We start from the raw sequence: 20,703 nt of genomic DNA, 5'->3' as shown, positions 1-20,703 counted from the left end.
CTATGCAATCATGCCGTCAGTATCAGCGCCTGAGAGATCGTTGATGCTGTGTCACTAGGTCCGCCATGCTGTCGATATCAAAGTCCGCAGGGCCCGCTGATCGATGTTCGCCGCAACCGCGCTGGATCAGGCACACGCCACCTGCCAAAGATAGATCGGCAGGCGAGCCGCACACCAACAAAAAATCTTTAGGTTCCAGGCCGTTGGTCAATAGCCAGTCTCGATCTTCCAGCGGCTTGCTGGTCAGCGACAGAAAATCTTCCGACGGGATTCCCACACGTTCACAGAATGCCTCGCGATCAGCACTGTCGCGGTCTCCGTAAATCAGCAGCCGGTAAAACTTGCGCAGATACAGCATTGCGCCAGGTGCGTCCTCGTATAGGGGCCAGTCGCAAACCGAACGGGCAAATGTCATACCCTCCTCCCAACTCGCCTTGAGCCCCAAACGCTCGGCCAACTGGCGATGTGCGAAACACAGCAGACCACTGAACCCCAATTCGGAGAAACGAGGATAAAGTCCGCGCATCACCTGATCATATTCAGCCAACGCCTGCTCTCTACTCAGAGTATTCGGATAACTCTCGAGCAGCGGTTGCAATGCCGTCCAGATGCCAGCGTCCCGATCAAACAGGACCTCATCGCAATTGATCAGCAGTGCACGGTAGTCAGTCAGCTCCATGGCCTTGATACCTCCCATAATAGCACTTCAAGAATTGAGCCTCGTGAGGGTGCTCGGTCGGCCACATGTGTCAGTCGCCGACCGAGTCCAGACTCAGCCTGAAACGCGGGACAACGCCATCTCAAGGATATCCAACGCTTCATCGACCTGTGCGTCCTCGGCAACCAGCGGAGCGAGAAAACGCAGCACGTTACGGTACACACCACACTTGATCACCAGTAGGCCACCCTTGCGAGCCTCATCGATCACTTGCTGGTTCAGCTCTGGGGCCGGGCTGCGGGCCGCATCGTCCTTAACCAGTTCGATAGCCAGCATGAGCCCGGTACCGCGGACGTCACCAATTTGAGGAAAACGCGCTTGCAGGCGCAACAGGCCTTGACGCAGGCGCTCACCTAGCTTCACACCGCGCGCCAGCAATTTTTCCTGTTCGTAGGTTTCGATCACTGCTAACGCTGCCGCGCAAGCCAGCGCGTTACCCCCATAGGTACCGCCCAGGCCGCCGGGGGCTGGTGCATCCATGATCTCTGCGCGACCAACCACACCCGAGATCGGCATCCCGGCAGCCAGGCTCTTGGCTACTGTGACCAGATCCGGCTGAATGCCGGCGTGCTGAAAACCGAACCAAGTGCCGGTACGGCCGAAGCCAGTCTGTACTTCATCGGCAATCAACACGATTCCGTGCTGTTCAGTCAGCGTGCGCAATGCCTGGAGAAATTCGACCGGCGCGGCAAGGAAACCGCCGTCGCCCTGGACTGGTTCGATGATGATCGCAGCTACGCGATCTGGCGAGACCTGAGTGGCAAACAGCTCGTTCAGTGCTTGCAGTGCCATTTCGGTGGTGAAACCGCGATAAGTATTCGGATAAGGTGTGTGGAAAACCTCGGGCGCCGTACCGAAGTTCTGCTTGTAGGGCTGGCTCATGCCAGTCAGGGTCGTACCGAGCAATGTGCGACCATGAAAACCGCCACGGAAGGAAATAACCGCCGGACGCTTGGTATGGGCGCGGGCAATCTTCACGGCGTTCTCCACGGCTTCCGCACCCGAGGTGAACAGCGCTGCCTTGTGCGCAATGCCGCTGGAGCCTGCGACCAGCTTACACAGAGACTGCACCAGGTCGAGGTAGGGCTTGTACGCCACCACTTGGAAACAGGCATGGGTGACCTTCTTCATCTGCGCCTGAACCGCCGCCACCACCTTCGGGTGATTGTGGCCGATGTTCATCACACCGATCCCGCCGACGAAGTCCAGATAACGCTTACCACTTACATCCCACACTTCGGCCCCTTGGGCCCGATCGATGACCAGCGGGTGAGCAGTGACCAAACCCCGCGGCACGAACTGATCACGCTGCTGGAGCAGATAAGGGGAATCTTCGCATTTGCTGTTCATGGCATCTCCCATTAGTGAGCCAGGCAACCAGGAGGCGGCTGCGATGTGCCTTAGGTTAAGCCTTTGACGCAATGCTCTAAGCCGAACTTGGCCGCTGAGAAATTCGGATCGACTGTTTTCACCCCGCCAAACGGCAGAATCCATCAAGCGCTGAAGCCCCCTTGGAAACTGCCGATTTATGCCGAGATACAACACCACCGCCCCTTTTGAACCAGACTTTCCGACAGATTCTGCTCCGCCATTCGGGCATGCTCCGTTCTTCGCTCAAAAGAGGAAACGCCCATGACCCTGCTCTACAAAGCCGACCCGGTACGCGGCGAACAATGGGAAGCGTTATTCGCTGAACGGGCCCCGGATATCGAATGGCGCGCTTGGCCAGACCTCGGCGATCCGCAGGATATCCGCTACCTGGCGGCTTGGCAGGCACCGAACAATCTCGAAACGTTGCTGCCAAACCTGCAGGTGCTGTTCGCCCTGTCGGCCGGTGTCGATCAGCTCGACCTTGACCGCTTGCCGGCGGATTTGCCGGTGGTTCGCTTGCTTGATCCGGGCATTACCCAGGGCATGTGCGAATACGCCAGTTTCGCCGTACTCAGCCTCCACCGGGACATGTTGCGATATCGCCAGCAACAGGCCGAAAAGCACTGGCAAGCCCACCGATTGCTTCCCGCATCGAAACGCCGGGTCGGGGTCATGGGCCTGGGCTTGCAAGCCCAGCAGATACTCGCCACTTTGAAGCCCTATGGCTTCGAATTGTCGGGTTGGGCACGCAGCCGGCACTGCATACCCGGCGTCGACTGTTTTGCCGGTGCCGAACAATTGCCGTCGTTCCTCGGTCAGTGCGACATCCTGCTTTGTGTCTTGCCACTGACCGAGCAGACTGTGGGGATTCTCGACCATCAATTGTTCCAGCACCTGCCCAAAGGTGCCGCACTGGTCAACATGGGGCGAGGTGGGCACTTGGTGGAAGATGACCTGCTGGAGGCCTTAGCCAGTGGCCAAATCAGTGCTGCGGTGCTCGACGTACTAAGAGAAGAACCGGCCCGGCCCGAGCATCCATTCTGGCAGCACCCGCAGATTTTGGTGACCCCGCATATCGCCGCGATGACCCAACCAGAAAGCGCGTTTGACGTGCTGCTGGAGAATATTCGCCGGCATCAGCGTGGCGAACCCATGTTGGGCCTGGTCGACCGAAAACAGGGCTATTAGCGCTGTTTCAAAATGACCCAAGGGCTTACCGGATGGCGTCCTGACTGTCCGCCGCCCGCAGGTTGAGTGGGTAGGACGCATCGTTACGTCTGATGATGCTATAGATGACGCCCTCCCGCTCAAGATCGAACAGGATCGCGTCCAGACGTTTCTTGAAATCACCCTGGTATGGATAGGTCGACGTATTGATGCGGGTATAACCCAAATACCCCTCCTCGCCTGAGAGCCAAGGCCCTTCGACTAACCAATCGAGAGAGTTTTCATCAAAGAGGCCGTCGCGCCGCATCTGCTCCAGCTCCCACAGCACGGCCCGACGGTCATTGATATAGGCATCCAGTCGTCCACGATAGAGCATGGCCAGGTTGGTGCGATTGTCCTTGGAATTGATCTGTCGCAGCTCACCCTTGGCCAGCATTGCCTGGTAGTCCTGATCGACAACGTTGAGGAACCCTCTGTTCTGGCCGATGCGCAGGCCGTGATAGGCTTGCGGAAAACGTTCCTGCTCAATTGTGCGAGCCACTTCGGTGCGCAAGAAAACGACCAGCGTTTCCCGCACGATAGGGCGTGAGTAATCCATCCAGGGACGTTCGCCAGGCCGTCGATATGGCGGGTAAAGGGCGAAGGCCCGACCTTGCGACAATTCACTCAGGCCTCGCGCCCAAGGGACGGGGCGAATATGCACGCGATATTCCGGCATACGGGCAAACGCTGCGCGCAACACATCGGTATAGATCCCCTTGGCCTCGTCACCCTCGGCGTAGCTGTAGGGTGGGTATCCGGCGTCGCAAAGAATGACCACATCTATCGGCGTGCCTGCCCAGTTGAAGGTGTGCCAGACGCAAGTAAAGAGAAAGATCGACCATCTAAGCATGACAACCTTCCGACCAAGAAAAAAGCCCGCAGTGTGAGCGGGCAAAAGGGTGATGCGCGATTGATTGAAACTAGATCTAGAGCGCGTCGACAATTGCCTTGCCAACGTCCTGGGTCGAACCTTGTCCGCCCAGGTCGGGGGTGACTGGCCCTTCGGCGATCACCTGCTCGATAGCCTTGAGAATGCCATCATGGGCGGCACGGTAGCGCTCATCCCCATTGCCAAGGAAATCCAGCATCAGCGCACCGGACCAGATCATCGCGATTGGATTGGCGATGTTGCGCCCATAGATATCCGGGGCCGAGCCGTGCACCGGCTCGAAGAGCGACGGGAATCGTCGCTCGGGATCGAGGTTGGCCGAGGGGGCAATACCGATGGTACCGGCGCAGGCAGGGCCGAGATCGGAAAGGATATCGCCGAACAGGTTCGAGGCCACCACCACGTCGAAACGATCCGGCTGCAGCACGAAGCGCGCACAGAGAATATCGATGTGTTGCTTGTCCCAACTGACGTCCGGGTACTGCTCCGCCATCAGCGCGGTGCGCTCGTCCCAGTAGGGCATGCTGATGGAAATGCCATTGGACTTGGTCGCAGCAGTCACATGCTTGCGCGCCCGGGTCTGGGCCAGGTCGAAGGCGAATTTGAGAATGCGATCCACACCCCGTCGGGTGAATACCGACTCCTGCAACACGAACTCATGCTCGCTACCTTCGAACATCTTGCCGCCAACCGAGGAATATTCGCCTTCGGTATTCTCGCGGATCACCACGAAATCGATATCACCAGCCTCGCGACCGGCCAACGGACATGGCACGCCGGGAAACAGGCGCACCGGCCGGATGTTTACGTACTGGTCAAAGTCGCGGCGGAATTTGAGCAGCGAGCCCCACAGGGAAATATGATCCGGCACCTTGTCCGGCCAACCCACCGCACCGAAGTAGATAGCATCGAAGCCTTTCAGTTGATCGAACCAGTCGTTGGGCATCATTTGCCCGTGTTCCAGGTAATAATCGCAGTGGGCCCAATCGAGCACTTCGATACTCAAATCCAGATCCCACTTGCGGGCAGCCTGTTCCAACACCCGCAGCCCCTCGGGCAGTACTTCCTTACCGATGCCATCGCCGGCAATCGCGGCGATCTTGAATGTCTTGCTCATGTCATTACCTTCGCGGATTTGCATCAATCAAGCCTGTACAAACAAGTCGTCCTACAGTCCACCGATATGGAATGCTTTGACTTCCAGGTACTCGTCCAGACCATACTTGGAGCCTTCGCGGCCAAGACCGGACTGCTTGACACCACCAAATGGGGCTACTTCCATGGAGATCAGCCCGGTATTGAGACCGATCATGCCGAACTCCAGCGCTTCGCCGAAGCGCCACGAGCGACGCAGGTCCTGGGTGAAGAAATAGGCACCCAGGCCATAGGGTGTGGCATTGGCAAGGGTCAGCGCCTCTTCTTCAGTGCTGAAGCGCATCAGTGGTGCGACCGGACCGAAGGTTTCTTCGTTAGCCAGCAACATCCCGGCATGAGCATCGGCGAGAACCGTCGGCTGGACGAATTGATCGTCCCCCTTGGGAATTGCGCCACAGAGCAGACGAGCTCCATTGCCCAGGGCATCGTCGATATGCCGGGCGACCTTTGTTACCGCTGCTGCATTGATCAACGGGCCTATGGTCACGTCAGCCTCCAGGCCATTGCCGACCTTGAGCTTGCCCACCTCCTCCACCAGGCGCTGAGCGAAACGCTCGTAGATCCCGTCCTGTACCAGGATCCGGTTGGCGCAGACGCAAGTCTGCCCGGCGTTACGGAACTTGCTTTGCATGATGCCGGTCACCGCCTGCTCCAGATCCGCATCGTCGAACACGACGAAGGGAGCGTTGCCACCCAGCTCCAGGCTCAGGCGCTTGATCTGTTCGGCACTCTGACGCATCAGCAAGCTCCCCACGGCAGTCGAGCCAGTGAAGGAAATCTTGCGCACTGTCGGGTTGCTGGTGAGTTCTTCGCCAATGCCCTTCGGCAAGCCGGTCACGACGTTGAACACTCCCGCCGGTATCCCGACTCGCTCGGCCAGCACTGCCAATGCCAGTGCCGAGAGTGGCGTCAGCTCCGAAGGCTTGACGATGACCGGACAACCGGCGGCAAGGGCCGGTGCACATTTGCGAGTGATCATCGCGTTGGGGAAGTTCCACGGAGTGATAGCGGCACAGACGCCGACCGGTTGCTTCAGAGTGAGCAGGCGTCGGTCACCGCTCGGGGCAGGAATGGTCTCGCCGTAAACGCGCCGTGCTTCCTCAGCGAACCATTTGACGAAGCTAGCGCCATAACGGATCTCGCCCTTGGCTTCGTTGAGCGGTTTGCCTTGCTCGCAGGTCATGATCAACGCCAAGTCGTCGAGATTGTCGAGCATGGCTTGATACCAGCGCTCCAGCAGCACCGCGCGCTCCGCAGCCGGCCGAGCCCGCCAGGCCGGCCAGGCGCGCTCCGCAGCTTCGATGGCGAGACGGGTTTGTGCGCCTTGCATGGCAGGAACCTGGGCCAAGCACTCGCCCGTGGCAGGATCGAGGATATCCAGAGTGGCGGCGTTATCAGCCGCCACCCACTGGCCGTCTATGTACGCCAGTTCTACCAGCAGGCTGGGGTCTTGCAAACGATTCTTGAGCATGATCGAGTCCTGTTCCGAGACAGCCTTCAGTTTATTCAGGCGCTACAGGCCAGGATGCTGAAAGCATCGCATCAGCAGTGTTGGCTGCTGATTATCAGCCAACGGCAGCAGGCTCTACCGAAGGCATGTCGAGGTTGGTATGAACATCAAGCCGATCGACTCTGACACCCCGAGCGCGCAGCCCTGCGTATGCAACCCCGGGGTCAGACATTGAAGTGCCTCACCCTTCCGCTCAACTCGCTGGCCAGACTGGCGAGCTCCTGGCTGGAAACCTGCGTCTGATTGGCGCCTGCCGAGGTCCGTGCGCAAACATCGCGGATATTCAAAAGATTACTGTCCACTTCACGAGCGACCTGGGACTGCTCCTCGGTGGCGCTGGCAATACTCGAATTGCGTTCGTTGATCTGACCGATAGCCTCGACGATGGCATTGAGTGCGTTACCCGCTTCACGCGCGAGGCCTAGAGTGGCGCAGGTTTTGTCATTGCTGCTGTGCATCGAGCTCAGGGCTCCTCGGCTGCCTTGCTGTACCGAGCCGATGATGGTTTCGATTTCTCGGGTGGAAGCCTGCGTCCTTTGAGCCAGAGCCCGCACTTCATCGGCCACCACTGCGAAGCCGCGGCCACTTTCTCCCGCACGGGCCGCCTCGATCGCGGCATTCAATGCCAGCAGGTTGGTTTGCTCGGCAATGCCACGAATCACATCGAGCACGGAGCCGATATCACCTATCTGCCCTGCCAGGTTCTGCAACGCATCAGCGGTCAGCGCCATATCACCGGTCAGCGACTCAATAGCGACGACAGTCCGGGTGACGCTGTCTTCGCCCTGGCGAGCCCGTTGATCGGCAACCTGCGATACCTGCGCGGCCAAAGCAGCATTGCGTGCTACCTCTTCGATGGCGCAGGTCAACTCGGTCACGGCTGTAACGGCCTGGTCGAGTTCCTCGCTCTGCCGTTGCAGTCCCCGGCTGGCATCTTCGGTAACAGCACTCAATATGTCGGAAGTCGAGCCCAGTTGTTGGGCGGAACTCACCACCTGAGCAACGGTACCTCGCAGGTCCGTTTGCATGTACTGCAATGCTTGCAGCAGGCGTGCCGCTTCATCCATGCCACTGACATCAAGCGCCTGAGTCAAGTCGCCCCTGGCGATCCGTTCGGCTGCTGCCATGGCGATAGCCAACTGTTCGAGCAAACGCAGCACGATCAAGATAGCCAAGGTGCCTCCAAGTAAAAGCAGCGCCAGCAAACCAACGGAGATCCACAGGGTGTCTTGTCGATAGTTGTCACGCCTCGCCGTCAGCGCCTCACCGAGATGCGTCAAGGCAGTTTCTTCAAGTGCCCGCAGCGCACTGATCGGCCGATCGTACGCGGCCAGGTAATCTGCGACAGGGTAATCCAACTTCACGCCGTAACCGCCCTCGGCGGAAATGTCCATTTCGACGGCTGCAACCAGTTGCTGGTCGGTCAGTGCTAAGACCTTTTCGGTCTGCGGGCGCAGCGCCGCCAGCGGCGCTTCCAGCTTCGATGCAAGCCCTGGATCTGTGGCCGTAGCCTTGGTGAAGGCCCCGCTCATCCTGTCTAGACTGGCCAAAGCTTGGGCGGTCAGCCCCATCACGGCACCTTGTTGTTCGGGCATTATTCGTTCCTGCGCCAGATACATGCCACCCAAACCGCGCAACTGACCGAACAGCTCGGCGGTTTGCGGCAACTCGATCAGCACGGCGTACATCAACGAGTGGGTTTCCAGCACCGGATCCAGCGTCAGTTCGAAATAGTCGACCAACGCATCCTCGACCAGCAAGATGGAGGCGATCAGTTGCGAATGCATTTGCAGGCTCTGCCGGGCTTTGATAGTGCCTTGATCGACCTGATCGGAAAGTGTTTGCCATTGATCGCGCACCTGACGCCAAGCTGTCAAAAGCTCCGGTTTCACCTCGGCCACCTGCAACGCCAACTCGCTCGCAGCGAAGGCGCGCTGCAACTCCGCTCGCTTGACTTGCCGGGTTGGTTGCAGGGCATCGGCGCCAGCGAGCACGGCGGCTGCCAGATCACGATGTTGCTGGGTGAGCGAGACCAGCCGCAAAAGCGCCTGCACCGGTACGAGCCCGTGCACTTCGCGGTCGGCCTGACGGCCTGTTTGCAGCGCGCCAAGCACGTACAAGGTGCTCGGCACGGTAATCAGGATGATGACTAATAGACCGAGCAAGACGAACTTGGTTGAGAAGGAAAGACGTTCAAGGGCTTTCATGGACGGACTCCCTGTGTATTGTCGGGAACTTGCGAGAGTTCCGTTTGTTGGGGTACTCGGTTAACGCGCCTGCCTCTTGCGGACACACGCACGCTTTGCTCAAGCGAGCATTCGACTGAGCATCAAAAGGGTGTCGGGTTGATATGGCACGCTCATGAAATGGCCCTCCCGAATTGGCAAAGGCCAAGAGAAACGCTGAATCTATAGCTTCAAAGAGCCCCGCAGCCCGTCGAGAAAACGTTCCCCCGCCCGCATTTGGCTTAACGCGACGAATTCATCAGGCTTGTGCGCCTGTTCGATGGAGCCCGGTCCGCACACCACCACCGGTACATCCAGGCGCTGACTGAACAAGCCGCCCTCGGTACCGAAGGAGACTTTTGCAGTGCCAGTATTTGCGGGCGCAAAGTACTTCAGAAAGTGAACGGCTTCTACGCTGGGATGAGTGTCCAGGCCGGGGTAGACGTTCAGGGTCTGAATTTCGATATCGGCTGCGCCGGACATGCGTTTGGCCTCGCAAACGATCTGCTCGGCCTGATCGCGTATCTGCTCAATGAACTGATCAAGGTCGTCAGCCGGTAGATTGCGCACCTCGAAATCCAGCGTGCACAGGTTCGGCACGATATTCAGGGCCTTGCCCCCCGTAATCTGCCCGACATGCACGGTACTGTAAGGTACGTCGTAATCCGCGTCGTGCGCGCCGCACTGTTGCAGATGCCGTTGGCCTTCACGTAGCGTGGCGATAAAGTCGCACGCCACATGAATGGCATTGACCGATCGCGGGGCCAAGGATGAGTGGGCTTCCTGTCCGCGGCAAACAGCACGGTAGGAACCTTTGCCCTTATGTCCGAGAACGAACTGCATGTTGGTTGGCTCGCCGACGATGCACAGCATCGGTCGCAACGGCGCCAGGTGCAGCACATCGAGCAGGCGACGCACGCCAACGCACCCAATTTCCTCGTCATGGGACAGGGCCAGTTGCAACGGGCGGCTCAACGAACAGTCAGCCGCCTCGAGCATGGCGTCGACCGCCAGCGCAATGAAACCCTTCATATCGCAGCTGCCGCGACCGTAAATCCGCTCGTCCTTCAGCGTCACCTGGAACGCCGGCACGCTCCAGGCCTGACCAGCGGCAGGTACGACGTCCGTATGCCCGGACAGCAAAACCCCCGGGCGATCTTGTGGGCCAACACTGGCGAACAGGTTGGCCTTGCGCCCGCTCTCGTCTTTGACGATCAACGAATCGATACCCTTGCTCGCCAGCAAGTTGCGCACGTAGTCAATCAGCGCCAGGTTCGATTCCGAGGAGACAGTCTCGAAAGCGATCAATCGCTTGAGGATTTCCAGCGCACGCGCTCTCATGATGCCTTGCTCCTGGGTTCGGCCATGCCAGCGAAGCGACTGATGTGGAAAGGACTGATAGCGGTACTGGTGCTACCGGTACTCATCAGTTCGGCCATCACGTCGCCAACCCCTGGACCAAGCTGGAAACCGTGGCCGCTGAAACCGAATGCATAGTAGAGGCCATCGACCTGACCGCTAGGCCCCATTACCGGCAGGGAGTCCGCAACATAGCCCTCGATACCACTCCAGGTTCGAATAATGTTGAGGTTGGTCATTTGTGGCGCAAGCCGGCGCATCTGCTGCAACTGTTTGAGAACGCTCTGCGAATCGAAGTTGGCGCGGCGGTTGAGCATATCCGGCTGGGTGTGGTGACAGCCGCCGATGATGATATTACCGCGAGGGATCTGGCGGAAGTACAGCACTTCCTCGGGGTGCTTGGTGTACACGCCGATCACCGTTTTCAGCGCATAGGGCACCGGCTCGGTGACCGACAACTGCGGCCCCTTGGCGATCAGTGGCACTGGCTCGCCGAATTGCACGGAAAGCTTCTCGCCCCAGGCACCGGCCGTGATCAGCAGCTGCTCGGCGCGGTACCGGCGGCCATCGGCGGTATCCACCTGGAACTGCCCGCCAACCTTCTGTACATGCGTCACCTCGGTACGCTCCTCGATGCGCGCGCCTGCACGCCGCGCGGCGCGGGCAAAGGCCGGTGCGGCGAGGCGCGGGTTGGCGTGGCCATCGTGCGGCGCATAGGAGCCGCCCCTAACCTCCGGTCCGAGGAACGGAAAGCGCTCATGCAGCTCCCGGCCGCGATAGACTTTCAGGTCCAATTCCCGCGCTTCTGGAGCCGCCGCATAGGCCTCCAGCTCGGCGATCTCGTCCTCGTGATAGCACACGCGCATCTGACCGCTGGCAACGAACTCCAGATCGTCGTCGATCAGCTTTGGCAGGCGCTTCCATAACGCAAAAGAGCGGTTGGCCAGCTCCAGTTGGCCCAGGAAGCGACCCTGGCGGCGCACGTTGCCGAAATTCACTCCGCTGGCGTACTGGCCGATCATGTCCCGTTCCAGAAGCACCACCGTGCGCCCCCGCTGACGCAGGAAAAATGCCGAAGCCGCGCCCATCAGGCCACCGCCCACGATCAGTACATCGGTTTGTTCAACGCTCACGGAGCTACCTCATCAATCAACTTGATTTCCTCGGTCTGCATCGACAGCGGCTTGACCGGCGCCTGGCCGCGCTGACGGCCGACCTGCTCGACCGTGATGCCAGCCGCCGCGGCGATCACCTCAGCGCCGGCCTGCGAGCAGTAGCGGCCCTGACAGCGGCCCATGCCAACCCGGCTGAAAGCCTTGGCACGATTGACCTCGCAGGCGCCCTTTTCGCGAACCGCGTCGCGCAACTCGCCGGCGGTGATCATCTCGCAACGGCAAACAATCGCTTCGTCCGCCAGCGCCTCGGCTTGCGCCGCCGGCCAGGGAAAGGCTTGGTACAGGCCCCGGCTGAACTGTTCCATCACCACCAAGGCGCATCGCTGCTGGTCCAGCGCCTTACTACTCACCGGTTGCCGCAGATCCTGCAACAACGCCATGGCGGCTAGGCGCCCGGCGTGCTCGGCGGCGTCGGCGCCGCGGATTCGTGTACCGTCTCCGGCGGCATACACACCCTCGACCGAGGTGCGCCCCTCTTCGTCGGTGTCCAGCACCCACTGTTGCGAGGGCTCATGAAAACGCATGCGGCAGCCGGCGAGGTCGGCCAACTGGGTTTCCGGGCGCAGGTGATAGCCGAGGGCGACCGCATCGCAGTCGATCTGCAGGCTTTCGCCGCCTGCGGTGTGCACCCGCACGGCGCTAACGCCGGTGCTCGCTTCGCCCACTAGCTGCTGCGGCTCGACACCCAGGCGCACCGGAATACCCGCCAGAAAGAGTTTGGCCAGCAACTGCAGGCCGGTGAACAACATCCTGGGTCGAGCCAGCAGTTTGGGCAAGGCGAATACACGCTTGCGCAGCGGCGAGGTATCGAGCACGGCGGCCACCTCGGCACCGGCCTTGAGGTATTGGCTGGCAACCAGGTACAACAGCGGCCCGCTACCCAGGAACACCACGCGGCGGCCGATGGCAACCGCCTGCGCCTTTAGGGCGATCTGCGCACCGCCCAGGCTATAGCAACCGGCCAACTGCCAGCCGGCGACCGGCATCAAGCGGTCGGTTGCGCCCGTGCAGAGGATTAGCGCATCGTAATCGACGGTGGTGTGCTTGCCCTGGCTGACGCAATACAGCTGCCCCGGACTTAGGCTCCACACCAGGGTGTCGGGCCGGTAATCGATCTGCCCGCGCAAGCGGTCGAAGCTATCGTGCAACGCCTTAGCCTTGTCCGCCTCGCTACCGTATAGGGTGGGGTAGTCGCGACCAAAACCCTCGGGTTGACGACGGTAAATCTGGCCGCCGTCGCGACGGTTTTCATCCAGCACAATCGGCTTGATACCGGCTGCCAACAAGGTCTCGGCACAGCGTGTGCCGGCCGGGCCGGCTCCGACTATGACAACGCGTATGCTGTCTTTCGATAAATCCTTCAGCCGCGCAGTGGCCATAGCGCCTCCGGTTGCTTAGTGATGATGTCCAGGCCCTCACGGACTTCGCTGGAACAGGCGCGCAACCGCTCGCCACTGCGGGTCCAGACCCAGCAGTCCTGGCACGCACCCATCAGACAGAATCCGGCGCGACGCCCCGGATCGAACTCTGATTGCCGCAACGCCGCCGCTCGGGCCAACAGCGCGACCATCAGCGTATCGCCCTGTAATGCCTCGATGGGTTCGCCATCGACAATCAACCTGACGCTTGGTCGACCATGCTCGGCCAAGCGTACAAAACGTGCGTTCATGCGTGGTTCCTCACCAGCTTCAGGTTGCTCGGGCCTTGCTGTGCCATGAGCAGCTCAGCACTTTCGTGGTGGCAAAGCACCTCGCTACCGCCAGCGATGTGGCGGCGCGGCGGCGAGGTGCGATTGCAGAGCCCATCGATGCGCATCGGGCAGCGGTTGAGGAACGGGCACAAGTGTGCAGCCATGTCTACTGCGCTGATCGGCGGCAGATCACCATGGGAGGCGCGGCACCCTTCCAACCAACCCTGGCGCAGTTCCGGCACCGAGTTGATTAACAGGTCGGTATAGGGATGGAACGGCACCTGGACGAACGACTCATTGCTACCTGCTTCGACCTTGTGGCCGCTGTACATCACGACGATGTCGTCACACAGTGCGCGGACGGTAGAGATGTCGTGGCTGATAAAGAGGTAGGAAACCCCGAGGTCTCGGCGCAGGTCACGCAACAGTTCGAGAATCGCAGCCCCCACCACCGTATCCAGCGCCGAAGTCACTTCGTCACACAAGATCAGGTCCGGTTCGGCTGCCAGAGCCCGCGCCAGGTTCACTCGCTGCTTTTGCCCGCCGGACAACTCGCCAGGGCGGCGTTGCGCGATGCTGGTCGGCAGTTGCACCAACTCAAGCAACTCGGCTACTCGGCGCTGACGCTGCGCGCCTTTCATGCCATGGTAAAAGCGTAGCGGACGGCTCAGGATATTCTCGATAGTGTGTCGAGGGTTAAGGGCCGTATCGGCATTCTGGAATACGAATTGAATACGTCGGAACTGCTCTCGGGTTCGACCGGACAACGTCTTGCTGAGCGGCTGGCCGTCCAGCAGGATCCGCCCGGCTGTCGGCTCAGCCAAGCCGGCGATAGCCTGCGCCAGCGTGGTTTTCCCCGACCCCGACTCACCGATTACACCGACCGCTGCCCCCCTACGGACCTGCAGGTCGACATCATGCAGTACCTTCTTGGTGCCATAGCAAATTTCCAAGCCTCGCACGTCGAGCAGCAGATCCTTGTCCAGCGGGGCCGCGTCCTGATGGGCCGTGTCGTGGCTCGCCGAGGGCTTCATCGCCGACAGCAGGCTACGGGTGTACGGATGTTCCGGTTCTATTAGGATCTGTTCGGTACTGCTGTTTTCCTGGATCTGGCCATTGCGCAACACCACGATACGGTCTGCCATCTGCGCCACCACCGCCAGGTCGTGCGAGACGTACACGGCCGTTGTGCCGAGCTCACGAACCACCCGCTTGAACGCCCGCAACACTTCGATCTGAGTGGTAACGTCCAACGCCGTGGTCGGCTCGTCAAGGATCACCAATGCCGGATCGGTGATCAGTGCCATGGCGGCCATCAACCGTTGCAGCTGGCCACCCGAAACCTGGTGCGGGTAGCGCCCCCCGATACCTTCAGGGTCAGGCAGCGCCAATGCGCGGAACAACTCGACAGCCTTGGCTTGCGCCTCGTGCCGCGACAGCGTGCCGTGGATCAACGCGCTTTCAATCACCTGTTCCATGATGCTCTTGGAGGGATTGAATGCCGCCGCTGCACTCTGTGCGATGTAAGCCACCGTACGCCCGCGCAGCTTCGCCAGCTCGGCATTCGACAGTTTGAGCACATCGACCTCGCCGATACGTACCGAGCCACCTACGATGCTGCACCCACTGCGGGCATAGCCCATCAATGACAGCGCGATGGTGCTTTTGCCGGAACCCGACTCGCCGATCAGCGCCATGACTTCGCCTTTATTCAGGCTGAAATCAGCACCATGTACGATCGGAACCTCGATACCCTCTTCATTTCGGGCGGCCACGCGCAGGCCACTTACTCTGACGATCTCGTTCATTTCACTTCTCCGTCCCGCGCTTGGATCGCCCACCGAAGCTGTCGATAAGCAAGTTGACCCCCATGGTCAGGGTAGCGATGGCAAGCGCCGGTACCAATACAGCCGGAGCCCCCTCCTCCAAGCCCTGGATGTTTTCTCGTACCAGTGAGCCCCAGTCAGCATCAGGCGGTTGTATGCCCAGCCCGAGGAAGCTCATCGCGCTCAGCAGTAGCACCACGTAGACAAAGCGCAGGCCAAAATCGGTCAGCACCGGACGCAGCATGTTCGGCAGCACCTCGATAAAAATGATGTAGGGCATGCCCTCACCTCGAGTACGAGCGACCCGGACGAAATCCATCGTCATCACGTTCACCGCAACCGCACGCGCGATGCGGAAGGAGCCCGGCATGTAGGCGAACGCTGCCATCAACAACAACAGCGGTACGGAGGAGCCGAACGAGGCCACCATCAACAGCGCAAAAATCTTGTTCGGGATGGAGATCAACGCATCTTCAGTACGGCTTATGAGGGCATCAATCCAGCCACCAGAAGCAGCCGCCACCAGCCCAAGCACGACACCCGCCGTGCAGGCAAGCACGGTCGCCACCAACGCCACACCGATGGTGTAGGGCGCACCGTGCAACAACCTACTCAGGATGTCTCGTCCCAGGTAGTCAGTGCCCAACGGGAACTGCCGGCTGAGCGGGCCAAAGAAGCCTTCACTGGGCATCGCATTGGCATCGTAGGGTGCCAGCAGCGGACCGGCGATGGCCATCAGCGCCCAAAAGCTGACAATCAGCAGGCCTATCAAGCCGCCCAGCGTCAGTCTGAGCCGGCGACGATGAGGGAGCGCCACGGTCTGCTTTGGGCCATCCTGTTTGATGCCATTTCCCAAGCCCGGCTTTGATGGAGTCATATCAAGTTTCATTTGCGCAGCCTCGGGTTGGACAGAATTGCACAGAGGTCAGCCAGCAGTACCAGCACCAGAAATCCAAGGCAAAACAGCATGACGCACGCCTGGACCAGCGGCATGTCACGAGTGACTACACCGTTTACCATGAGGGTCGCGATACCCGGATAGTTGAAGATCGACTCAACGATGACGACCCCACCTAGCAGGTAGGACAGGCTCAATGCGATAGCGTTGGCGATCGGGCCGATTGCGTTGGGCAAAGCATGGCGCAGCACCACCCGCATCGGTCGAGCGCCTTTCAGTACAGCCATTTCGACATAGGGGCTGCTTAACTGGTCGATCAACGCCGCCCGCGTCATCCGTGCCATCTGCGCCACCAATACACAGCACAGCGTTAGCACGGGCATTGCGTAGACGCGCACCAATTCGCCAAAGGATTCGACCTGGACATCACGCGACAGCGCCGACAGCCAGCCCAGCTTGACGGCGAAAATCAGTACCGCGACAGTGGCGATCAGAAACTCCGGTACGGACACGGCGAAGACCGCCAGCATGTTGCTGTAACGGTCAAAAACTGAGCCGCGGTACATCGCTGACAAGATGCCTATCGTCAGCGCCAGCGGCACCGAGACCAACGCAGCGATCGATGCCAGGCGCAGAGTGTTGGGCAAACGGCTCGCGATCATTTCGTCGACCGCCATGCCATTGACCAAAGACACACCCGGATTGCCAGTGATCAAGCCGCCAAGCCAGTGTACGTACCGCAAGTACACGGGTTGGTCCAGGCCCAATAGCGTACGCATCGCCGCCACCGCCTCAGGCGTTGCGTCCTGGCCCAACTGCTCCTGAACTGCGTCACCCGGCAGCAGGCTGGTGAGAAAAAACACCACCAGCGACACGATTAGCAGCGTAAGCACGCCTACAGCCAGCCGACTGGAAACAAGGCGCACAATAGTGCTGTTCATAACGGATACCTTTACTTGATGACGACGCCTGCATCGACCCGCAGGCGCGCCTTGGTTATCGAGCTATCGTTGCGCTATTCGCTCAGGCATCCAGCCAAACGTGCTCTGCAAACATATACCCCATCAAACCACCGAGTGGATGGGGAACCAGACCTTTCAACTTGGCATTGTGCCCATCGAGGCTGCTGGTGAATTGCGGGATGCCGATACCGCATTTTTCATGCACCAACACCTGCATGTCGGCGTACATCTGCTTGCGTTTGACATCGTCGGTCTCGCCGCGCGCGGCCACCAGCAACTGGTCGAACTGCTCGTTCTTCCATCCCGATTCGTTCATGCCGGCGCTGGACTGGAAGAACAGGCTGAACATCAGATCAGCGGTTGGACGTGCACCGATGTTGCCGAAGCCCAGTGGATGCTTCATCCAGTGATTGGACCAGTAGCCATCCGCCGGCACTCGCTTGATGTCAAACTTGAGTCCGATCTGCTGAGCCGACAGTTGCATCAACTGGGCGATGTCCAACGAACCGGTGGCTGCCTCGGAAGCCACAAGCGGTAAGGTTCGTCCAACCATGCCGGACTTTTGCAGGTGGAACTTGGCCTTCTCCGGATCGAACTGACGCTGTGGCAGATCAGCGAAGAAGTAGCGATTGTTCGCCGCGATCGGCTGATCGTTGGCGATGGCGCCGTAACCACGGAAGGCGGCTCTGTTGATTTGTTTACGGTCAAGCAGATATTTCATCGCCAGCACGAAGTCAGGATTCTGGTTCGGGCCCAGCTCATCGCGCATTACCAGATTGGTATAGCCACCGGTCCGGGACTCCATCAGCGCTACCTTGCTGCTCTCCAGGATGCGCGAAGTGGAACGGGGATTGACCGGGTTGATGAGGTCTACATCACCGGCAAGCAAGGCACTGATGCGAGCGGCCTCGTCCGGGATCGAGAAGAACTCGACTTCATCCAGGTAAGGCAGACCTGGCTTCCAGTAGCTGTCATTGCGTACGCCGATCGAGCGCACGCCTGGCTGGAACTCCGTACACTTGAACGGCCCGGTCCCATTGGCCTTGGCGAAATCGGTTGTGCCGTCACGCACGATGAGAAAGTGCGTAGTACCCAGAATGGCTGGCAAGTCGGCGTTCGGGCTGGTCAGGCGAATGTGCACTTCATGCGGCCCGGTGGCTTTCACCTCATCGAACTGCTGTGCAGTGGTGAGGGCCTTGGAACCGACCTGCGGGACCTTGTGACGATTCAGCGAATAAATGACATCAGCCGAGGTGAAGGGCTTGCCATCGTGAAACACGACATCCTTGCGGAGCTTGATCGTCCAGGAGGTCGCGTCACTGGTATCGAAAGACTCGGCCAGCGCCATGCGCGGCACCAGTGACTCATCCAGTGTTGTCAGGCCGTTATAAAACATATTGTGACGGCAGTAATCGGTGTAGTTCGAGCCCTTGGCCGGATCTAACGTGTCGGCGGTCGAGCTGGTCGCACTGGCGACCTTGATGCGGCCGCCACGCTTGCCTTTGCCCGCCGCGCCGACTGTCGCGCCAGCCTCTGCTGCGAACAACTTGCCGGCCGGACCGAACAGGTTGCTTGCCCCAGCGATGGCCACGCCGGCCATACCCAGCATACGCAACGCATCACGGCGTGACATACCCCGATTAAGCCCCTCAAAAACACGCAAGCTTTCTTCGCCGGTGATCAGTGAGGGTTCAGATTTATTCTTTTTGTCAGTCATATCGGTTCTACCTGTCGATAATGATTGGGCTCAAATGCTCACGGGCAAGCTTGAGCGACCTGGTAACGCAAACGACGGTGAAGCAAACTCCTTGACTCGAACTCCGCTGTTCGCGTACGCCAGCGCACGCGAAGATCAAACCATGTCAATGCAAGTAGTCCTGTAGCCGGTAATACAGCCCCACTGCCGGCAGGAACCAAGGCTTGCCGAAGTGACCGGGAATCGCTGGCCAATCCAGTTCCCCCCAAGGATTGGCCTCGGCCTTACCGTCCATGACCTCGGCCATGACCTGGCCCATGTGCACCGACATCTGCACCCCGTGGCCGCTGTAGCCCATGGAGTGGTAGACGCCGCCATGCTGACCGGCACGGGGCAGGCGGTCGGAGGTCATGTCCACCAACCCACCCCAGCAGTAATCGATTTTCGCCCTGGCCAACTGCGGGAACATCTGTGCCAGCGCTGTCTGCAGGATCTTGCCGCTCTTCACGTCGGAATTTCCGCCCGACATGGCGAATCGCGCCCGCCCGCCGAACAGCAATCGGTTATCGGGTGTTACGCGGAAATAGTTGCCGATCATGCGACTGGTGACATACGAACGCTGTTGCGGTAACAGGCTGTTGATCAGTTTCTCGGGCAGCACCTCGGTGGCCACGATAAAACTGCCTACCGGTACGATTCGGCGCCGGTACCATCCCAGACCACCATGCTGACTTGCGCCGGTCGCCATCAGCACCTGGCGAGCATGCAGGTTTCCACGACTGGTACTGACGCGATACCCACCTGCCTCGGCCTTCCAGCCCTGCACGGTGGTCTGTTGGTAGATCAGCGCACCATGCCGCGCCGCCACTTCAGCCAGGCCAACACCGAAACGCCCGACATGCATCTGCACACCGTTGCGCTGCAACAAAGCTCCATGGAACTCGGCTGAGTCGACTTCGGCCCGGGCCTGTTCGGCGGAAAGCAGCTCGACCTCGGCGTCGACCTCCCGACGGATCAGCTCGCAGGTTCGCGCCAGCCCCTCGTAATGATGGGGCTTGGCGGCGAGCTTGAGCTTGCCGCTGCGGCGCAGATCGCAAGCGATCCCCTCCTCCTCCACCAGCGTGACCACGCTTCCTACCGCGCTTTCATAAGCACGGTAATAGGCACGGGCCCGTTCAGCGCCGAGACTCGCGACAAGGCTGCCGTAATCCTGCGCAACCCCGGTATTGCAATGCCCACCGTTACGCCCAGAGGCCTCGCCGACCACACGGCCGGCCTCCAGTACCGCCACGCTCGCACCCTTCAGAGCCAGCGCCCGGGCTGCCGACAGACCGGTGAAACCGCCGCCGACCACTACAACATCGACCCGCGCCGGCAGCGCGCCGGTCTGAGCACCGGTGAACACCGGAGCGGTATCGAGCCAGTATGATTCGCTGTGCATGTGCAACCTCTTGCGCCTTGGACCGACCGTTAAAGTTTAGAGGCCGACGAGCCCGGCCAGCCCACCGATATCAGTGATCTGGCGGTAGTTGTAGCAAGCGTTACCCGGCTGTTCGTGGCCACGGGCGACGAACGCTTTGTTCTTGATCTTCATGTCCTCGGCCGGCATCAGGTCGTAGCGGAAGCTGGAGGATACGTGCAGCACGTCCTCCGGACCGCAGCCAAGGTTGTCGAGCATGAATTCGAAGGCTTGCAGGCGCGGCTTGTAGGCCTGGGCCTGTTGGGCAGTGAAGACCTTGTGGAAGGGCACGCCCAGCTTGTCGACGTTGGACATGATCTGTTCGTCCATCGCGTTCGAGAAGATCACCAGCGGGATCTTGTCAGCGATTTTCGCCAGGCCGGCCGTCACGTCGGGATGCGGGCCCCAGGTCGGTACGGCGTTGTAGTAGAGCTGTCCTTCGCCGCGGTATTCGATACCCCAGCGCTTGCACAGGCGCGACATGGCGGTATCAAGAATTTCATCATAAGGCCGCCAGTCACCCATCACCTGGTCCAGGCGATAAGCGGTGAAATCCTTGAC

General features: G+C 60.0%; 17 protein-coding genes and 1 pseudogene. 1 reads left to right on the top strand and 17 read right to left on the bottom strand.

Annotated features, from left to right (window positions below; translation table 11 throughout):
* Nucleotides 1-22: 22 nt before the first annotated feature.
* Together ACF8FB_RS18430 and gabT are read right to left on the bottom strand one after the other, a co-directional pair.
* The gene (locus ACF8FB_RS18430; protein WP_367250797.1) at nt 23-679 is read right to left on the bottom strand and encodes a 2-haloalkanoic acid dehalogenase; all 657 of its coding nucleotides are present in this window, start codon (nt 677-679) and stop codon (nt 23-25) included.
* A gap of 93 nt (nt 680-772) precedes the next feature.
* The gene (gene gabT, locus ACF8FB_RS18425; RefSeq protein ID WP_367250798.1) at nt 773-2,068 is read right to left on the bottom strand and encodes a 4-aminobutyrate--2-oxoglutarate transaminase; all 1,296 of its coding nucleotides are present in this window, start codon (nt 2,066-2,068) and stop codon (nt 773-775) included.
* A gap of 282 nt (nt 2,069-2,350) precedes the next feature.
* Here gabT and ACF8FB_RS18420 point away from each other — a divergent pair, with 282 nt between their 5' ends.
* On the top strand, nt 2,351-3,277 hold the full coding sequence (locus tag ACF8FB_RS18420; protein WP_367250800.1) for a 2-hydroxyacid dehydrogenase: 927 nt from the start codon (nt 2,351-2,353) through the stop codon (nt 3,275-3,277).
* 25 nt (nt 3,278-3,302) lie between these two features.
* On the opposite strand, the gene ACF8FB_RS18415 is transcribed toward ACF8FB_RS18420, so the two are convergent.
* From ACF8FB_RS18415 to ACF8FB_RS18345, 15 genes and pseudogenes are all read right to left on the bottom strand, one after another.
* On the bottom strand, nt 3,303-4,148 hold the full coding sequence (locus tag ACF8FB_RS18415) for a substrate-binding periplasmic protein (RefSeq protein WP_367250802.1): 846 nt from the start codon (nt 4,146-4,148) through the stop codon (nt 3,303-3,305).
* A gap of 76 nt (nt 4,149-4,224) precedes the next feature.
* Complete coding sequence (locus ACF8FB_RS18410) at nt 4,225-5,304, bottom strand: tartrate dehydrogenase (RefSeq protein ID WP_367250804.1); 1,080 nt, start codon at nt 5,302-5,304, stop codon at nt 4,225-4,227.
* A 51-nt stretch (nt 5,305-5,355) separates the two neighbouring features.
* Nucleotides 5,356-6,813, bottom strand: a complete 1,458-nt coding sequence (locus ACF8FB_RS18405; RefSeq protein ID WP_367250806.1) for an NAD-dependent succinate-semialdehyde dehydrogenase — start codon at nt 6,811-6,813, stop codon at nt 5,356-5,358.
* Between the two features lie 203 nt (nt 6,814-7,016).
* Nucleotides 7,017-7,880: a methyl-accepting chemotaxis protein gene (locus ACF8FB_RS18400; RefSeq protein WP_392511698.1), complete on the bottom strand. Its 864-nt coding sequence runs from the start codon at nt 7,878-7,880 to the stop codon at nt 7,017-7,019.
* Nucleotides 7,875-8,246, bottom strand: a pseudogene (locus ACF8FB_RS18395) (HAMP domain-containing protein); the annotation flags it as partial. The gene ACF8FB_RS18400 and the pseudogene ACF8FB_RS18395, both read right to left, overlap by 6 nt.
* A 1,014-nt stretch (nt 8,247-9,260) precedes the next feature.
* The gene (argE, locus tag ACF8FB_RS18390) at nt 9,261-10,418 is read right to left on the bottom strand and encodes an acetylornithine deacetylase (RefSeq protein WP_392511649.1); all 1,158 of its coding nucleotides are present in this window, start codon (nt 10,416-10,418) and stop codon (nt 9,261-9,263) included.
* Complete coding sequence (locus tag ACF8FB_RS18385) at nt 10,415-11,569, bottom strand: NAD(P)/FAD-dependent oxidoreductase (RefSeq protein WP_392511648.1); 1,155 nt, start codon at nt 11,567-11,569, stop codon at nt 10,415-10,417. Before ACF8FB_RS18385 ends, argE begins: the two co-directional genes overlap by 4 nt.
* The gene (locus ACF8FB_RS18380) at nt 11,566-12,990 is read right to left on the bottom strand and encodes an FAD-dependent oxidoreductase (protein WP_367250814.1); all 1,425 of its coding nucleotides are present in this window, start codon (nt 12,988-12,990) and stop codon (nt 11,566-11,568) included. Before ACF8FB_RS18380 ends, ACF8FB_RS18385 begins: the two co-directional genes overlap by 4 nt.
* The gene (locus ACF8FB_RS18375) at nt 12,972-13,280 is read right to left on the bottom strand and encodes a (2Fe-2S)-binding protein (protein ID WP_392511647.1); all 309 of its coding nucleotides are present in this window, start codon (nt 13,278-13,280) and stop codon (nt 12,972-12,974) included. The genes ACF8FB_RS18380 and ACF8FB_RS18375 overlap by 19 nt, the downstream gene beginning before the upstream one ends.
* Nucleotides 13,277-15,109 (bottom strand): ABC transporter ATP-binding protein, encoded by a 1,833-nt coding sequence (locus tag ACF8FB_RS18370; protein WP_392511646.1) that lies wholly within the window; start codon nt 15,107-15,109, stop codon nt 13,277-13,279. The genes ACF8FB_RS18375 and ACF8FB_RS18370 overlap by 4 nt, the downstream gene beginning before the upstream one ends.
* 1 nt (nt 15,110) lies before the next feature.
* Nucleotides 15,111-16,016 carry an ABC transporter permease gene (locus ACF8FB_RS18365; RefSeq protein ID WP_367250819.1) on the bottom strand — a complete coding sequence of 302 codons (906 nt, stop codon included), beginning with the start codon at nt 16,014-16,016 and terminating at the stop codon, nt 15,111-15,113.
* Nucleotides 16,013-16,966, bottom strand: a complete 954-nt coding sequence (locus tag ACF8FB_RS18360) for an ABC transporter permease (RefSeq protein WP_367250821.1) — start codon at nt 16,964-16,966, stop codon at nt 16,013-16,015. The genes ACF8FB_RS18365 and ACF8FB_RS18360 overlap by 4 nt, the downstream gene beginning before the upstream one ends.
* 82 nt (nt 16,967-17,048) lie before the next feature.
* On the bottom strand, nt 17,049-18,704 hold the full coding sequence (locus ACF8FB_RS18355) for an ABC transporter substrate-binding protein (RefSeq protein WP_367250822.1): 1,656 nt from the start codon (nt 18,702-18,704) through the stop codon (nt 17,049-17,051).
* Between the two features lie 145 nt (nt 18,705-18,849).
* Nucleotides 18,850-20,124, bottom strand: coding sequence for an NAD(P)/FAD-dependent oxidoreductase (locus ACF8FB_RS18350; protein ID WP_367250824.1), 1,275 nt, complete (start codon nt 20,122-20,124; stop codon nt 18,850-18,852).
* A 36-nt stretch (nt 20,125-20,160) separates the two neighbouring features.
* Nucleotides 20,161-20,703 (bottom strand): haloacid dehalogenase type II (locus ACF8FB_RS18345; RefSeq protein ID WP_392511645.1); only part of this gene is annotated, 543 nt, incomplete at its 5' end.

The organism is Pseudomonas sp. yb_2 (assembly GCF_043103905.1).
Classification (GTDB): domain Bacteria; phylum Pseudomonadota; class Gammaproteobacteria; order Pseudomonadales; family Pseudomonadaceae; genus Aquipseudomonas; species Aquipseudomonas alloputida.
This window is presented reverse-complemented; position numbering and strand designations above follow the sequence as displayed.

Coding starts and splice junctions, on each gene's coding strand:
- ACF8FB_RS18430 (WP_367250797.1), bottom strand. CDS start 679: ATGGAGCTGACTGACTACCGTGCACTGCTGATCAATTGCGATGAGGTC.
- gabT (WP_367250798.1), bottom strand. CDS start 2,068: ATGAACAGCAAATGCGAAGATTCCCCTTATCTGCTCCAGCAGCGTGAT.
- ACF8FB_RS18420 (WP_367250800.1), top strand. CDS start 2,351: ATGACCCTGCTCTACAAAGCCGACCCGGTACGCGGCGAACAATGGGAA.
- ACF8FB_RS18415 (WP_367250802.1), bottom strand. CDS start 4,148: ATGCTTAGATGGTCGATCTTTCTCTTTACTTGCGTCTGGCACACCTTC.
- ACF8FB_RS18410 (WP_367250804.1), bottom strand. CDS start 5,304: ATGAGCAAGACATTCAAGATCGCCGCGATTGCCGGCGATGGCATCGGT.
- ACF8FB_RS18405 (WP_367250806.1), bottom strand. CDS start 6,813: ATGCTCAAGAATCGTTTGCAAGACCCCAGCCTGCTGGTAGAACTGGCG.
- ACF8FB_RS18400 (WP_392511698.1), bottom strand. CDS start 7,880: ATGCAAACGGACCTGCGAGGTACCGTTGCTCAGGTGGTGAGTTCCGCC.
- argE (WP_392511649.1), bottom strand. CDS start 10,418: ATGAGAGCGCGTGCGCTGGAAATCCTCAAGCGATTGATCGCTTTCGAG.
- ACF8FB_RS18380 (WP_367250814.1), bottom strand. CDS start 12,990: ATGGCCACTGCGCGGCTGAAGGATTTATCGAAAGACAGCATACGCGTT.
- ACF8FB_RS18375 (WP_392511647.1), bottom strand. CDS start 13,280: ATGAACGCACGTTTTGTACGCTTGGCCGAGCATGGTCGACCAAGCGTC.
- ACF8FB_RS18370 (WP_392511646.1), bottom strand. CDS start 15,109: ATGAACGAGATCGTCAGAGTAAGTGGCCTGCGCGTGGCCGCCCGAAAT.
- ACF8FB_RS18365 (WP_367250819.1), bottom strand. CDS start 16,016: ATGAAACTTGATATGACTCCATCAAAGCCGGGCTTGGGAAATGGCATC.
- ACF8FB_RS18360 (WP_367250821.1), bottom strand. CDS start 16,966: ATGAACAGCACTATTGTGCGCCTTGTTTCCAGTCGGCTGGCTGTAGGC.
- ACF8FB_RS18355 (WP_367250822.1), bottom strand. CDS start 18,704: ATGACTGACAAAAAGAATAAATCTGAACCCTCACTGATCACCGGCGAA.
- ACF8FB_RS18350 (WP_367250824.1), bottom strand. CDS start 20,124: ATGCACAGCGAATCATACTGGCTCGATACCGCTCCGGTGTTCACCGGT.